At 66.1% G+C, this 14,572-nt stretch carries 14 protein-coding genes and 1 riboswitch; of the genes, 10 read left to right on the forward strand and 4 right to left on the reverse strand.

Annotation, left to right across the window (positions count from 1 at the left end; genetic code table 11):
• Window positions 1-172: 172 nt before the first annotated feature.
• The 4 genes from J7J08_RS11190 (at window position 173) to ribD (ending at window position 3,910) form a co-directional block, all read left to right on the forward strand.
• Window positions 173-607, forward strand: coding sequence for an RcnB family protein (locus J7J08_RS11190; protein WP_214905291.1), 435 nt, complete (start codon window positions 173-175; stop codon window positions 605-607).
• Between the two features lie 147 nt (window positions 608-754).
• On the forward strand, window positions 755-2,008 hold the full coding sequence (glyA, locus tag J7J08_RS11195) for a serine hydroxymethyltransferase (RefSeq protein WP_214905293.1): 1,254 nt from the start codon (window positions 755-757) through the stop codon (window positions 2,006-2,008).
• Between the two features lie 139 nt (window positions 2,009-2,147).
• The gene (gene nrdR, locus J7J08_RS11200) at window positions 2,148-2,669 is read left to right on the forward strand and encodes a transcriptional regulator NrdR (protein WP_068849191.1); all 522 of its coding nucleotides are present in this window, start codon (window positions 2,148-2,150) and stop codon (window positions 2,667-2,669) included.
• Window positions 2,670-2,827: 158 nt separating this feature from the next.
• Entirely contained in the window at window positions 2,828-3,910 is a 1,083-nt protein-coding gene (gene ribD / locus J7J08_RS11205; protein ID WP_214905443.1) for a bifunctional diaminohydroxyphosphoribosylaminopyrimidine deaminase/5-amino-6-(5-phosphoribosylamino)uracil reductase RibD, read from the forward strand.
• Window positions 3,911-3,924: 14 nt separating this feature from the next.
• Here ribD and J7J08_RS11210 read toward each other — a convergent pair whose 3' ends face one another.
• From J7J08_RS11210 to J7J08_RS11220, 3 genes are all read right to left on the reverse strand, one after another.
• Entirely contained in the window at window positions 3,925-4,251 is a 327-nt protein-coding gene (locus J7J08_RS11210; RefSeq protein ID WP_214905295.1) for a transcriptional regulator, read from the reverse strand.
• Window positions 4,248-4,592 carry a hypothetical protein gene (locus tag J7J08_RS11215; RefSeq protein ID WP_214905297.1) on the reverse strand — a complete coding sequence of 115 codons (345 nt, stop codon included), beginning with the start codon at window positions 4,590-4,592 and terminating at the stop codon, window positions 4,248-4,250. The genes J7J08_RS11210 and J7J08_RS11215 overlap by 4 nt, the downstream gene beginning before the upstream one ends.
• A 196-nt stretch (window positions 4,593-4,788) precedes the next feature.
• On the reverse strand, window positions 4,789-5,421 hold the full coding sequence (locus J7J08_RS11220) for an outer membrane beta-barrel protein (protein ID WP_214905299.1): 633 nt from the start codon (window positions 5,419-5,421) through the stop codon (window positions 4,789-4,791).
• A 159-nt stretch (window positions 5,422-5,580) separates the two neighbouring features.
• Window positions 5,581-5,725, forward strand: a riboswitch (FMN riboswitch).
• 75 nt (window positions 5,726-5,800) lie between these two features.
• Here J7J08_RS11220 and J7J08_RS11225 point away from each other — a divergent pair.
• The 6 genes from J7J08_RS11225 (at window position 5,801) to J7J08_RS11250 (ending at window position 11,571) form a co-directional block, all read left to right on the forward strand.
• Window positions 5,801-6,448, forward strand: coding sequence for a riboflavin synthase (locus J7J08_RS11225; RefSeq protein WP_214905301.1), 648 nt, complete (start codon window positions 5,801-5,803; stop codon window positions 6,446-6,448).
• Window positions 6,445-7,542, forward strand: coding sequence for a 3,4-dihydroxy-2-butanone-4-phosphate synthase (ribB, locus tag J7J08_RS11230; RefSeq protein ID WP_214905302.1), 1,098 nt, complete (start codon window positions 6,445-6,447; stop codon window positions 7,540-7,542). Before J7J08_RS11225 ends, ribB begins: the two co-directional genes overlap by 4 nt.
• A gap of 203 nt (window positions 7,543-7,745) precedes the next feature.
• Entirely contained in the window at window positions 7,746-8,213 is a 468-nt protein-coding gene (ribH, locus tag J7J08_RS11235) for a 6,7-dimethyl-8-ribityllumazine synthase (protein ID WP_214905305.1), read from the forward strand.
• Window positions 8,210-8,689 (forward strand): transcription antitermination factor NusB, encoded by a 480-nt coding sequence (gene nusB, locus J7J08_RS11240; RefSeq protein ID WP_214905307.1) that lies wholly within the window; start codon window positions 8,210-8,212, stop codon window positions 8,687-8,689. The genes ribH and nusB overlap by 4 nt, the downstream gene beginning before the upstream one ends.
• Before the next feature lie 19 nt (window positions 8,690-8,708).
• Window positions 8,709-9,674 carry a thiamine-phosphate kinase gene (thiL, locus tag J7J08_RS11245; protein ID WP_214905311.1) on the forward strand — a complete coding sequence of 322 codons (966 nt, stop codon included), beginning with the start codon at window positions 8,709-8,711 and terminating at the stop codon, window positions 9,672-9,674.
• Window positions 9,675-9,966: 292 nt separating this feature from the next.
• The gene (locus tag J7J08_RS11250) at window positions 9,967-11,571 is read left to right on the forward strand and encodes an MASE1 domain-containing protein (protein WP_214905313.1); all 1,605 of its coding nucleotides are present in this window, start codon (window positions 9,967-9,969) and stop codon (window positions 11,569-11,571) included.
• 499 nt (window positions 11,572-12,070) lie between these two features.
• Here J7J08_RS11250 and J7J08_RS11255 read toward each other — a convergent pair whose 3' ends face one another.
• Window positions 12,071-14,548, reverse strand: a complete 2,478-nt coding sequence (locus J7J08_RS11255; protein ID WP_251006579.1) for an autotransporter outer membrane beta-barrel domain-containing protein — start codon at window positions 14,546-14,548, stop codon at window positions 12,071-12,073.
• Window positions 14,549-14,572 lie beyond the last annotated feature (24 nt).

Here is a 14,572-nt window from a genome sequence, read left to right on the forward strand (position 1 = left end):
TGGCGGCAATTATAGCCGGAAGCGCTGACCGCCGCCGGCCGGCCCATGGGGCGGGGCTTGCCGCTGCCTGAATGGGTCGTCAAAGCCGCTGGATTGGAAACCGTTTCCAGCCGGAAGCCGTTCAGATGCCATCAGCATGATGGAGCCATCACTCCACCAAGCGAGGCCAATCATGCACATGAATCGAATTGTGGTCGGAATCGTGGCCTCGCTGCTCGCGCTGGGCAGCATCGCCCCGGCCTTCGCCGACGACCATCGCGGCCGCGGCCATGACCGTCATCACGACGATCGCCATGACCGCCACGACGACCGCCGCCGTGAAGCCCGTCACGACCGCCGCTACCATGACAACCGCGGTTACTACCGCCCGGCGCCGCCGCCGCGCGTGGTCTACCGCCCGGGCCCCGGCCGGGGCTACGGCTGGGCCCGCGGCCACCGCTACAACGAGTACTACCGGGGGCCGGTGTACGTGGTCAACGACTACAGCCGTTACTCCGTGCGCCGCCCGCCGCATGGCCACCACTGGATCCGCGATGACCGCGGCAACCTGCTGATGGTGGCCATCGCCACCGGGATCATCGCCGACTACGTGATCAACAACCGGTAATCCGCGCCCCAGGTAGAGCCACGCCCTGCGTGGCTGCCCTGGACCCGGAACGAACAAGCGCGCCCCCGGGCGCGCTTGTTCGTTCCGGGGTGGGTTCCGCCTTACAATCAGGGGCCCGCTGTTTCCCCCTTCTGCCTGGAGTAAGCGATGTTCCCGCGTGACGTCCGCATCGAAACCTACGATCCCGAACTGGCCAAGGCCATCGCCGCCGAAACCCAGCGCCAGGAAGACCACGTCGAGCTGATCGCCAGCGAGAACTACACCAGCCCGGCCGTGATGGAGGCCCAGGGCAGCCAGCTCACCAACAAGTACGCCGAAGGCTATCCGGGCAAGCGCTACTACGGTGGCTGCGAATACGTGGATATCGCCGAGCAGCTGGCGATCGACCGCCTCAAGCAGCTGTTCGATGCGGACTACGCCAACGTGCAGCCGCACAGCGGTTCGCAGGCCAACCAGGCGGTGTACTTCGCGCTGCTCAAGCCGGGCGACACCCTCCTGGGCATGAGCCTGGCCCATGGCGGCCACCTGACCCACGGTGCCAAGGTCAATGCCTCGGGCAAGCTGTTCAACGCCGTCCAGTACGGGGTGAACGAGCAGGGCCTGATCGACTATGACGAAGTCGAGCGCCTGGCCCTGGAGCACAAGCCGAAGATGGTCGTGGCCGGTTTCTCGGCCTATTCGCAGGTGGTGGACTGGGCGCGCTTCCGCGCCATCGCCGACAAGGTCGGTGCCTACCTGTTCGTGGACATGGCCCACGTCGCCGGCCTGGTCGCCGCCGGCGTGTACCCCAGCCCGCTGCCGCATGCGCACGTGGTCACCTCGACCACCCACAAGACCCTGCGCGGCCCGCGCGGCGGCATCATCATCGCCAAGGGCGCCGGCGAAGAGATCGAGAAGAAGCTGCAGTCCATCGTGTTCCCGGGCATCCAGGGCGGTCCGCTGATGCACGTCATCGCGGCCAAGGCCGTGGCGTTCAAGGAAGCGCTGGAGCCGGGCTTCAAGGCCTACCAGCAGCAGGTGGTCAAGAACGCCCAGGCGATGGCCACCACGCTGATCGCCCGTGGCTACAAGATCGTCTCCGGCGGCACCCTGAATCACCTGATGCTGGTGGACATGATCGGCAAGGATGTGTCCGGCAAGGATGCGGAAGCCGCGCTGGGCAAGGCGCACATCACCGTCAACAAGAACGCGGTGCCCAACGACCCGCGCTCGCCGTTCGTGACCTCGGGCCTGCGCCTGGGTACCCCGGCGGTGACCACCCGCGGCTACCTGGAAGCGGACTGCGTGGAACTGGCCACCTGGATCGCCGACGTGCTCGACGCCCCGGCCGACGAGGCGGTCATCGCCCGCGTGCGCGACGCGGTCAGCGCGCAGTGTCGCAAGTACCCGGTCTACGGGTGATGCCTTTCCAGGCAGCGGCGCCCTGCGCCGCTGCCTGGAAACACGAACCACATCCCGATTTGTACGTCGGGGCCTTCTCAGGTACCGTTGCGACGCTGCCGTGACCACGGCATGACGTTTCTCTGATGCAAGGCGTTCCATGTACTGTCCGTTCTGCCAGCATGCCGATACCCGGGTGATCGACTCGCGCGTCTCCGAAGACGGCGCGACGATCCGCCGTCGGCGTGAGTGCGAGGCCTGCAGCGAGCGCTTCAGCACCCTGGAAACCATCGAGTTGAAGCTGCCCGCGATCGTCAAGAGCGATGGCAGCCGCGAGCAGTTCGATGCCCGCAAGCTGCGGGTTGGCTTCGACCGTGCGCTGCAGAAGCGCCCGGTGCCCGAGGACAAGATCGAGCTGGCGGTGCGCGCGGTGATGCAGCAGCTGCGCATGTGCGGCGAACGCGAAATCCCCTCGATCAAGGTCGGCGAGTTCGTGATGAACGAGCTGCGCAAGCTCGATCACGTGGCCTACGTGCGGTTCGCGTCGGTGTACCGAAGCTTCGAGGACGTGGCCGATTTCCGCGAGGAGATCGAGAAGCTCGAGCGCGAGCTGCCGTCCAGTACCGAGCAGCTGCAGCTGCTGGGCGATGTGATCGCCCTGACCAAAAAAAAGAAAGGGTAGAGCGGGGCTCTGCCCCGCTGCTTGGCTCTGCCCCGCTGCTTAGGTCGGCCCCGCTGCATTTCTGGGCAGCGGGGCAGAGCCCCGCTCTACCCTTTCTTTGCAGCGGGCCAGAGGCCCGCTCTACGTCGCACCGGCTGCCGGGCGTTACCATGGCCGCCATGACCTTCTCCACGCTCGATCACCTGCACATGGCCCGTGCGCTGCGCCTGGCCGAACGCGGCAGGTTCACCGCCCGGCCCAACCCGATGGTAGGCTGCGTGATCGCGCATGGCGACCGCGTCGTCGGCGAGGGCTGGCACCAGCGCACCGGCGGCCCGCACGCCGAAGTATTCGCGCTGCGCCAGGCCGGCGAAGAGGCGCGCGGAGCCACCGCCTACGTGACACTGGAACCCTGCGCCCATCACGGGCGCACGCCACCGTGCGCGCTGGCGCTGATCGAGGCCGGCGTTGCACGGGTGGTGGCGGCCATGCGCGACCCGTTCCCCAAGGTCGATGGCGGCGGCTTCACCCTGCTGCGCGAGGCCGCTATCGAAGTCGTCGAAGGGCTCATGGCGACCCAGGCGCGCGAACTCAATCACGGCTTCCTGTCGCGCGTTGAACGTGGACGTCCGTGGCTGCGGGTCAAGCTGGCAGCCAGCCTGGACGGCCGCACGGCCATGGCCGACGGCACCTCGAAGTGGATTACCGGCGCCGCGGCACGTGAGGATGTGCAGCACTGGCGCGCCCGTGCCGGCGCGATCCTGACCGGCGCCGACACCGTGCTGGCCGACGACCCGCAATTGACCGTACGTCTGCCTGACACCGAAGTGATGGCGCCGCTGCGCGTGGTACTGGATTCGCGCCTGCGCTCACTGGAATGCGCCCGGGTTCGCGAGGGTGGGGCACCCACGCTCTACCTGCACGACGCCGCCGTGAGCCCTCCCGATGCGGCCGATGCCGAGTTCGCGAGCGTGCCCAGCCAGAATGGCCGGCTCGATCTGGGAGCAGTGTTGACCCTGCTGGCGGAGCGCGGCATCAACGAAGTGCACACGGAAGCAGGCGCCACCCTATGCGGCGCGCTGCTGGCCGGCGACTGGGTGGATGAACTGCTGCTCTACCAGGCGCCGACCCTGCTCGGCGAGCACGGCCGGCCGCTGCTGGGCGGGCTGGGCATCCACGCCATGGAACAGCAGCGTCGGCTGCGGCTGGTGGACCAGCGTCAGGTAGGCGACGACCTGCGCTTGCTGCTGCGGCCCCACTAAGTCTTGGTGCAGCGTTACGCTGCCGCCGCACCGAGGGCTGCGAGATGCTGCACGGTCTGCGGATAAGCCTGGACAAGCCGGATCAGCGTCGCCGCCTGCGCATTGGGTCGCGCACGCCCTTGCTCCCAGTTCTCAAGGGTGCGTGCGTTGGTCCGCAGGTACATCGCGAAGATCGATCTCGACATGTTGAGCTTCTCGCGAATGGCGATCAGCTCGTTTGCAGCCAGTGGGGGCAGCGCAGCCAGTTTTACCGCATGTGTCCGCAGGGTGACCTTGCCCCCCCGCGCATGGGCGAGTTCCTCCATCCCCTCGACCAGCTCTGCGAAAATGTCTCGTTTCATCTTGGGCTCCTCGCCTTCCGCTCCTGATCCAGCAGCCTTGAAAGAAGCTGCCGTTGTGCCGGATCCAGGTCGTCCTGGATGCCTTTGCCGTACACCGTGAACAACCAGAACTGCGCACCATCGGGCCACCAGTAGTAGATCAGCCGCAGGCCCCCGCGCTTGCCACGCTGGCGACCTTCATCAGCAAATCGAACCTTCCGCAGCCCACCCGTGCCCACGATCAGATCGCCGCGCTCCGGTTCGCGCGTCAGCCACTGCTGCAGCTCACGAAAGCCCGCGTCATCCAGGTGCGCTGCCCGGTTACGGGCGAATCCCGCCAGTTCCACAAACACTGCATGCATGAGTATACGTTATCTGCGTATGGTTACATGTGAACGATACGCAGGGCCCGGCCCCTGTTCCCGGCCGCAGGTCACATCCAGGTTGCGCTGCCGGACGCAGAATCAATCGACACGCGCGAATCGATAGGCAATAAAAAACGGGCCCCTTGCGGGGCCCGTCGATCATGGCGCGGGTTGGCGCTGCCCGATCGGAAACTCAGAAGCTGGCGCGCACGCCCACGGTGTACTGGGTCACGTCGTCGTAGTACTGCACTTCACCGACCACGCCCCAGTTGCGGTTGAACTTGATCTGGCCGCCCAGGGTGCCGATCCACACGCCGTCCATGTCGCTGCCGTCGATGTAGCCGGCCTTCAGCCAGGCTTCGGTGGCGCGCGAGGGCTTGCCACGCAGGCCCAGCGAGCCGCGGCCGGCATTGGTGTGCACTTCCACGGAGTCGCGGGTCACGCCGTCGTTGAACTCCACTTCGTTGTTGATGCGGGTCCAGGCGAGGTCGGCGGTGAAGTCCAGGCGGTCGGTGAACGGCATGTGGTAGCCGATGCCCAGTTCCGGCTGTTCCAGGGTGTTCTTCAGGCGGAATTCGCCGATGTCGTCTTCCAGGCGGTACGTCTTGGAGGTGGTGCTGTAGCCGCCAAACACATACACCTGCTCGGCAATCGCGAACGAACCGCGGAGGTAGCCGCCGTCCAGCTTCGGGTTGCTGCCCGGGTTGTTGATCTGCTGCTGCATCCAGCCGCCTTCAACGTAGGTGTAGCTCATGGCGTCGGCAGCAGAAGCGGCCATCGGAGCGGCGGCCAGCAGGGCGGCGGCCAGGACGAGCATCTTGCGCATGGAGATTCCTTGGGAAAAAAGTGAGGTCCATTTCAGCCTGCCCGTCATGGGCGGCAGGGCGGCGATCATCGCCGCGCGGGCGCATGTTAACAAATTGTTTACAGAAAGCGAGCGCTCAGCCAGCGCTGTTACAATGCCCGCGCCGGTTCGCCGGTATACAAACGTCTTCAGGGCGGGGTGCGATTCCCCACCGGCGGTAGGTGCGCAAGCACGAGCCCGCGAGCGCTTCCGGTTACGCCGGAAGGTCAGCAGATCCGGTCAAATGCCGGAGCCGACGGTATAGTCCGGATGAAAGAAGACGGTGCTACAGGGCCTGCCGGCCCTGCGCCCGCCTGTTTGCCTTGCGGCGTTTTTCGCTCACTTTTCGCGGAGAACGTTAGTGTTTACTGGAATCATCGAAGGCGTCGGCCACCTGGCCGCTCGCGATCCCCTGGGCGGCGATGTCCGCTTCACCTTCCATGTCGGCAGCCTGCCGTTCGAGCACGTGCAGATGGGCGAAAGCATCGCCATCAACGGCGTGTGCCTGACCGTCATCGCCTTTGACGGCAGCTCCTTCCAGGCGGATGCCTCGACCGAAACCCTAGGACTGACCACGCTGGGCCAGCTGGCCCAGGGCGCGGTGATCAACCTGGAACGCGCCATGCGCCCCACCGACCGCCTCGGCGGCCACCTGGTCAGCGGCCATGTCGATGGCCTGGGCCAGGTGCTGTCCATCCACGAGGACGCGCGCGCCCAGCGTTGGCGCTTCGCCGCACCGGCCGGCCTGCTGCGCTACATCGCCAGGAAGGGCTCGATCTGCGTGGACGGGGTCAGCCTGACCGTCAACGAGGTGGACGATGCCGGCTTCGAGGTCGCGCTGATCCCGCACACCGTGGCCAACACCGCCTTCGCCGCCACTGCCGTGGGCAGTGCGGTCAATCTTGAAATCGATCTGGTTGCCCGTTACGTGGAGCGCCTTGTCGGCCTGCCGACCAACGGTCGGCAGCTACCCGGTCACGACGCCATTGCGCAGGGAGCATCCGCATGAATTTCGCCCCCATCCCCGAGATCCTCGAGGACATCCGCCTGGGCCGCATGGTGGTCATCGTCGATGACGAAGACCGCGAGAACGAAGGCGACCTGATCATGGCCGCCGAGCTGGTCAAGCCGTCGGACATCAACTTCATGGTCACCCACGGCCGTGGCCTGGTGTGCCTGCCGCTGACCCGCGAGCGTGCCGCCGACCTGGGCCTGGCGCCGATGGTGCAGGCCAATACCGCCCAGTTCCAGACCAATTTCACCGTCAGCATCGAAGCCGCCGAAGGCGTCACTACCGGCATCTCGGCCTACGACCGCGCGCATACCATCCGCACGGCGGTGAAGCCCGATGCCAAGCCGGCCGACCTGCACCAGCCCGGCCACATCTTCCCGCTGATCGCCCAGCCGGGCGGCGTGCTGACCCGCGCCGGGCACACCGAAGCGGGCGTGGACCTGGCCATGCTGGCCGGGCTGGAACCGGCCGGCGTGCTGGTGGAAATCCTCAACCCCGACGGCAGCATGGCGCGCCGCCCGGAGCTGGAGGTGTTCGCCCGCGAACATGGCCTGAAGATCGGCTCCATCGCCGACCTGATCGCCTACCGTCTGGCCACCGAGAAGACCGTCGAGCGCGTCGATGAGCGCGAGATCGACACCGAGTTCGGCCCGTTCAAGCTGGTGACCTACCGCGACCGCATCGCCCACGACCTGCATTTCGCCCTGGTCCGCGGTACCCCGGATACCCAGCCGACCCTGGTCCGGGTGCAGGTGGAGAACCCGCTGGCCGACCTGCTGCATTGGCGCCGCGACGATTTCGGCGTGGCCTCCACCGACGCCCTGCGCGCCATCGCGGCGGCCGGGCGCGGCGTGATGGTGGTGTTGTCGGCCCCGCGCGACAGCAACAGCCTGCTGGCCCGCCTGCGCCAACAGCCGCAGCCGGTCACCCCGGGCAAGGACAAGGATGTGAGCCAGTGGCGCCGTAATGGTGCCGGGGCCCAGATCCTGTCCGACCTGGGCCTGGGCCAGCTGCGCGTGCTGGGCACCCCGCGCCGCCAGATCGGCCTGGCCGGTTACGGCCTGGAAGTCGTGGAAACCGTGACCCCCTGATCGCGGTGCCCCGAATGCTGGTGGACGGAAGCCCCCTGAGTCAGGGGGCGGCCGCGAAGCGGCGGGGGCATGGGTGCTGGTAAGAGGGGCCCACGGTTTGCGAAGCCAACCGTGGGGCGGCAGCGCGCATGCGATGACGCGAACCCCAGGCAGGGCCTGGCTCTACGGTAGAATGTCCCTCTTTATTGAATAACCTGCCGACCATGAGCCACTACGAAGGCGACCTTCGCACCCCCGAAGCGGCCCGTTTCGCCATCCTTGCCAGCCGCTGGAACGCGCGCATCACCGACGTGCTGGTGGCCGGCGCGCGCCAGAGCCTTGCCGGCAACGGGATCCAGGAAGCAGCCATCGATGTGATCCGGGTGCCCGGCGCGTGGGAACTGCCGCTGGTCGCCGCGCGCCTGGCGGCAGCGCACGAACATGCCGCGATCATCGCCCTGGGTTGTGTGATCCGTGGCGACACCCGCCACTACGAGCACGTGGCCGATCGCTGCGCCGAAGGCCTGATGCGCGTGCAGCTGGATTTCGGCGTGCCCGTGCTCAATGGCGTGCTGGCGGTCGAACGCGCCGAGGATGCCGAGGCCCGTGCCGGCGGCAGCCACGGCAACAAGGGTGAGGAAGCCGCACTGACGGCGTTGGAAATGGTCAATCTTCTGGAGCAGTTGCCGTGAACAAGTCAAACCCGGGCAAGCCCTCCGGCAAGCCGGTCCGCCGCGATGGCATCGACCCGGTGCTGCGCTCGCGCGCGCGCCGTCGTGCCCTGCAGGCGATCTACGCCTGGCAGATCTCCGGCGGCAACGCACAGCAGCTCATCGCCCAGTTCGCCCACGAACAGGCCCGCGAAATCGCCGACCTTGCCTACTTCGAGGCGCTGGTTCACGGCGTGCTCGACCATCGCAAGGACCTGGACGAGGCGCTGCTGCCATTCGTGGACCGCAGCATCGACGAAGTGGATGCCATCGAACGCGCCGCGCTGCGCGTGGCCGCCTACGAGCTGCGCTACCGCATGGACGTGCCGTACCGCGTGGTGATCAACGAGGCGATCGAATCGACCAAGCGTTTTGGTTCCGAACACGGCCACACCTATGTCAACGGTGTGCTGGACCGCGCGGCGGTCGAATGGCGCAAGGTCGAAAGCGGGAACTGACCCCGGCCGGGGAACACCCATGTCCCTCGCTGAATTCGCCTTGATCGACCGCATCCGCACGCGCACCCGCACGCGTGCCGATGTGGTGCTCGGCATTGGCGATGATGCCGCGCTGCTGCAGCCGCGCGCCGGCGAACAGCTGGTGGTCACCGCTGACACGCTCAACAGTGGCGTGCATTTCCCGGCTGAAACGGCGCCCTACGACATCGGCTGGAAAACCCTGGCGGTGAACCTGTCCGACCTGGCGTCGATGGGCGCGCAACCGGCCTGGTGCACGCTGGCGCTGTCATTGCCCGATGCTGATCCGGACTGGATCGATGCGTTCGCCGACGGCTTCTTCGCGCTGGCCGACCAACACGACATCGTGCTGATCGGCGGCGATACCACCCGTGGCCCGCTGTCGCTGTCGGTGACCGCGATGGGGCAGGTGCCGACCGGCACCGCGTTGCGGCGCGATGCGGCGCAGGTGGGCGACGACATCTGGATCAGCGGCACGCTGGGCGATGCCGCCGGTGGCCTGCGCGCCTGGCAGGACGGCACGCTGGACGTGCGCCAGCCCTGCGCTGATCTCCACCGTGAGGTGCTGCGGCAACGACTGGCACGGCCGACCCCGCGCGTGGCCCTGGGGCGCGCGCTGGTCGGGCTGGCGCATGCGGCGGTGGACGTCTCTGACGGGCTGCTTGCCGACCTGGGCCATGTCTGCGCGCGCAGCGGCGTCGGCGCGCAGCTCGATGCGGCCGCGCTGCCGTTGTCCGATGCCCTGCGTCATGTGGTTGCGGACGACGACGCACGCCAGTGCGCCCTGCGCGGCGGCGACGACTACGAGCTGTGCTTCACCGCTGCCCCTGCACAGCGCGATGCGCTGGCGGCACTGGCGGTCCGGCTGCACCTGCCGCTGACCCGCATCGGCACCATCATCGCGGGCCAGGGCGTTGCCTGTGCGGGCGACGACCCCGGTACGGGCGGTTACCAGCACTTCCGCTGAGCAGCGCTTGTTCCGGTCTCCGCATCACGGTGAGCCATTGACGCCAAGTGACTCGATGCGTCAATCATGAAGAAAAGCGACATGTAAAGTCGTTCTTAATACCATCTTTGGCACTACATCAGATCAGCATGGTGATAGCTGTCTCATTTCCGGGCCTGGATCGGAAATTCAATCAACTCTGAAACTGCATCCATCCAATTGCGTGCGACTCCTGCCGCAGATACCTTCCCCGCACCGATGCGCGGCGACATCACACCGTTGATGCCGTTGTGCACTGAACAGGAGGCGGAAAGTGCTGTTGAACTGGTGGAAGAATGGGCTTCAGGTGAAGCTGGGGATGCGCATCTATCCCGATGGACTGCTGATTGCAGCCCTGTACGCATTGGCTTGCTTGGCTGCGCGACAGATATCGGTTGATCAGTTCAACCTGCTCACAGGGCTTCGTGTTGCCGCATTGCTACTGTGCCCGCCCAGGCTCTGGCCTTACCTGATCCTTGGAGACTATGCCCACCTTGCACAGGTACGGTATCCGCTGATCGACAAGTATGGCCTGGCGTGGGCAATCGTCAGTTCCGTCCTTCTGATGCCGGCTGTCGCATTGATCGTCCGGCTTCACCGGGATGTGGTTTCCATATCTCCAGGTGCATGGCTGCTCTCGTTGGCCACAACGATCGCCATAGCCACCGCATTGATCAACATTGGCACTGCTCAGCTGTTTTGGCCGATGGCTTTCAGCGTTCCACTTCCAACGATAGCGGCGCATCAAATCGTTGGAAACTTCATCGGCATTCTGACAGTCGTTCCGCTGGCTCTGTTGTGGATTCGGCGAGCTACCAGTACCGAACGGGGCACCGCATTCCTTGCGCCGACTATCGCTTGCCTATCACTGATGCTCATGCTCGGCATCGGCTCTACACAGGTTCTTCCAGGATATGCGGCATTCGAGACCAGCTTGCAGCTGACATTGCAGCTGATGGCCATTCCGGCCGTCGCGCTTACCTGTCTTCATGGCTGGCGGGGTGCCGCCGTCGCCGTACCCATGCTGAACCTGGTGGTTGGTCTGACCATGCCCACCAGCGGTTTGCCTTGGTCGTTCGACGCTGCAACATTCACCGCACAGCAGATTCTGGCTGTGGCAGGTGCCGCGTTGCTTGCACTGGGTTCCACCATCAGCCATTACCACCTCCGCTACAAAACCCGCGACCGCGACAGCAAGCAGGTCGTTTCCATGGCCAGGACGTCGCATAAGACAGGCGAGATGGACCTTCGGCAACGCGCCCTGGACATCAACCGGATCGGCGATGGCATCGATACCTATCTCAGCGAAACCGCCGACTGGCTGCAGCGGCAGGGCCACCACGACATCGCCAGCAACCTGATCCGCACCGCAGGCCTGTACTCGCGCAAGTTCCGCGAGCAGGCCAGCATGGTCTACCCCACGGCGCTGGAACATGTCGGCCTGTACCTGGCATTGCAGGTGGGCGGAATCAGCGAGGCATGGTCGAACACCGAGCGCGTGGCACAGCCCCGTCTGATTGGCGATCCGTGCCGCCTGACAGTGGCGTTGCAGCTGGCCGCCTATCGCACGCTGACCGAAGCGGTTTCCCTGCTGCTGCAGCATGAGCCCGGGCTGCTCCGCGTCAACGCGCGGTGTGGGCGCTTCGGAAACCGCCAGGGCATCCTCGTGGTGGTGTCGGTGCTCGACCCGCAGCACCGGTTGTCCGACGCAACCCGTGCTCTGGCGGTTGGCCGCCTTGCCGGACGCACGCTGGTCTACGGCGGTACCGTTCAGTGCCGGCGCAATCGCATCTGCATGGTGTTCAGGGATGCACCAGACGCGCAGCGCCAAGTGCCCGAAACCTCAATCGACTACGCCACCCTTTCACCCGTGCCATAACGCGAGAGCGGGAACGGCGCGACCCGATACTCCGCAACCCTGACCAATGAACGCAGGCGTCGATGCCGCTGGGTATGCGGCGCTGTCCTGCGCACACGGCTAGACCGGGGTTGGGGGTATACGCCCTACCCATGCCGCTCATACCCCCGAAAACCCGCCCCGACCCGCCTTAGGAATGGCGGTGCTCTTGGAAAGCGTCAATGCAGAGTCAGATGTACCCATGACCCCGTAGAGCGACGCCCTGCGTCGCTGCTCTCCTCACCGCACACGACCAACCATCGGGGGCGGCCGGCGGGTAGCCCCCGGAGGGACGCTAGAAAACATGGATGTTTTCTAGCAGCCCCCAAGGACGGGTTCACGGCGTGTCCCGGAGTGGGGCTGCCCGCCGGCCGCCCCAGCACGGAAAAATGGAAACGCCACCGATTGCACGCCGTTCGTTTTAGTGAACGGCATCACGGGCACTGCCCGGCGTCTGCTTCTGTGGCGCATGCCGCACGACCTACCAGGCGTAGGAGACCCCCAGCTGCGCGCTGGTTTCGCGGTAACCGCTGTCGCCGCGCGTCAGGCCCAGGCCACTCCAGGCCGAGAAGCCCGCGCCGAATGCGACCCTGGCACCGGCACCGAGCGCATAGCGGTTGCGCGGGGTGCTGGCCCGCAGCGCTTCCTCATCGAAGGCAATGCCGCTACTGACGTCATCGCGATACCAGTCCACCGCCACGTACGGGCGCACCGCCGCGCCGCTGTCGCCCGTGGACTCGCCTCCGATGCGCACCCCCAGCCGGCCCGACAGGCCGCCTTCGCCCAGGCTGCGTACCACCGTGCCGTTGGACTCGCGATGCGGGTCGATGGAGGCATGGGTATGGACCAGCTGCAGCGCCGGCTGCAGGCTCAGCGCCATCGTGCCGACGCGGCCGATGTCCATGCGGTAGCCGGCTTCCAGCGAGGATTGCCACAGGTCCGCACCGTAACGTTCGGTAGCCAGACCATCGCCTTCCACGCGGTTGCGGAACTGACCACGCTGCACCGAGGCATCCAGGTAAAGCGCTTCATTGCTCCAGCTGCCATACACGCCGGCCGCGCCGCCCTCGACCGTGCCGCGCGCCAGGTAACCGGTGAGGGACGAGCGCGAGATCGCGTGCGACTGCGCGGCGGTGAACATCACGCCGAGGCGGCCACGGTCGGCATCGAATACGCCGATGTCGGCGCCGATCTGCAGGCGCGAACGCTCCACCTTGAGCGCGAGCTGGTCTTCAACCGCACGCAGGCGGCTATGGGTGGCGTCCACCGTGGCCCAGGCATGCGCGCCGTCGCTGGCCGCCGCCTGGTCACCGTTGCGCTCGCGCCAGGTGTGGCGCAGCAGGTGGGTGAGCGCTAACTGGTTGGCCAGGTAGGCCCCCACCTCCGGGCGCAGCACCGGAACCGGGTCTGCGGGGTCCACCGGATCGCCGGGATCGCTGGGGTCGTTCGGATGGTCTGGATCGTTCGGACTGTCCGGATCGACAGGGTCAACAGGGTCAACAGGGTCAACAGGATCAACAGGATCAACAGGATCAACAGGATCAATCGGCTCGCACTGGGGCAGGCTGGGATCCACCTCGCACGGATCCGGGGTCGGCCCGCCCTCCGAACGCAGGTACCAACTGCCGTCCAGGCCCTTGACCAGAAAATACTCGTACTGGCCGCCCACGGCCCGGCCGATCAGGTCGAACTGTGCATGGGACTCGCCGCCGATGTCGATCAGCGCGATGCCCTGGTCGGTCTTCGCCCCGGCGCCGCCGGCATTGAGCACCTGCACGCCCGCCTGGCCGTTGGCATTGCCGGTGATCACCAGCCTGTCGGTGGCCGACGCGTCGTTACCCAGCACGGTGTTGAACTGCAACGTGCCGCCGTTGCCGACGAAGTCATCCACGGTGAGCGTATTGAACGTGGACCCATCGCCCAATGCCACGGTGCCGGCATCATCAAGCTGCAGGCGGCCCACGTTGCTGTCGCCGGTCAGCATCCAGGAGCTGCCGGTGCCGATCCCCACCGAGGTCACGTTGGAGAAGCGGCCATCGATGCGCGCATTGTTCTGCAGCAGCAGGTCGATACGCCCGCCGGCGGCGCTGTCATCCAGCGTGATGTTGCCCTGGAGGCGGGCGTTGTCGACCACCACGTTGACATCCGGTTGGCCGGCAGTTGCAGCTTCGGCAGAATTGTGGACGCGCAGAAGGTGGCCGTCGCCACCGGTGAGGCGGGCGTCGTTGGCAATGCGCACGTCATAGGTGTGATTCGCATCAAGGACTTCGATCGCCGCGCCGCGGCGGGAAAGGATCGTCGAATCGTCGACGATCAAACGGGCGTCGCCGCGGGTGTCGGGAAGCATCACACCGACGTTGCCCGCATCGATGTGCGAACCGTTCAGCAACTGCACCACGCCCGCGCCGTGGCGAATGCCGATTCCGGTGGCGTAATGCGCATGGTTCTGCTTGTCCGCGACGCGGATGGTCGAGGCATCCAGCGTCACCCGGGCGTCGGTCGTGCTGTCGATCATCATGATGCCCACCGTTGGGACCGACTCGGGGGAATCCTCACCAATGGTGAGTTGGCTGTAGTGAAGATAGACAGAGGAACTGTCCCACGACCGGATGCCGCCGTGCTCGATTCGGGAGCCGCTGGACAGCAGCGTGGAGCTGCCACGCAGCTCGATGGCTTCGGGGTTGGAATGCTCGCGTTCGACCTGTGCATTCATGAGCGTGACCAGGCTGCCGCCCTGTGCGCTGATGCTGTACGTGCTGCCCCCATTGACGAGAAGGTCCGCGCCATTGGTCAGCTGCCACCATTCCTTGGCATCGCCGTACATGACTTCGTGCGCTTCGCCGTTGAGCTCGCGGGCGGACAGTTGGGCGGCACCCAGGCTGGCCATGGTCAACAGCAGGGTGCAGGAAAGCGGGCGCAATGCGGGAAAGCGGCGGCGTGCGCCACAGGAGTTCTTCATCGTTGTCTTGATCCTGGGGGAGGG

It is taken from the genome of Stenotrophomonas sp. ISL-67, assembly GCF_018612915.1.
Lineage (GTDB): Bacteria > Pseudomonadota > Gammaproteobacteria > Xanthomonadales > Xanthomonadaceae > Stenotrophomonas.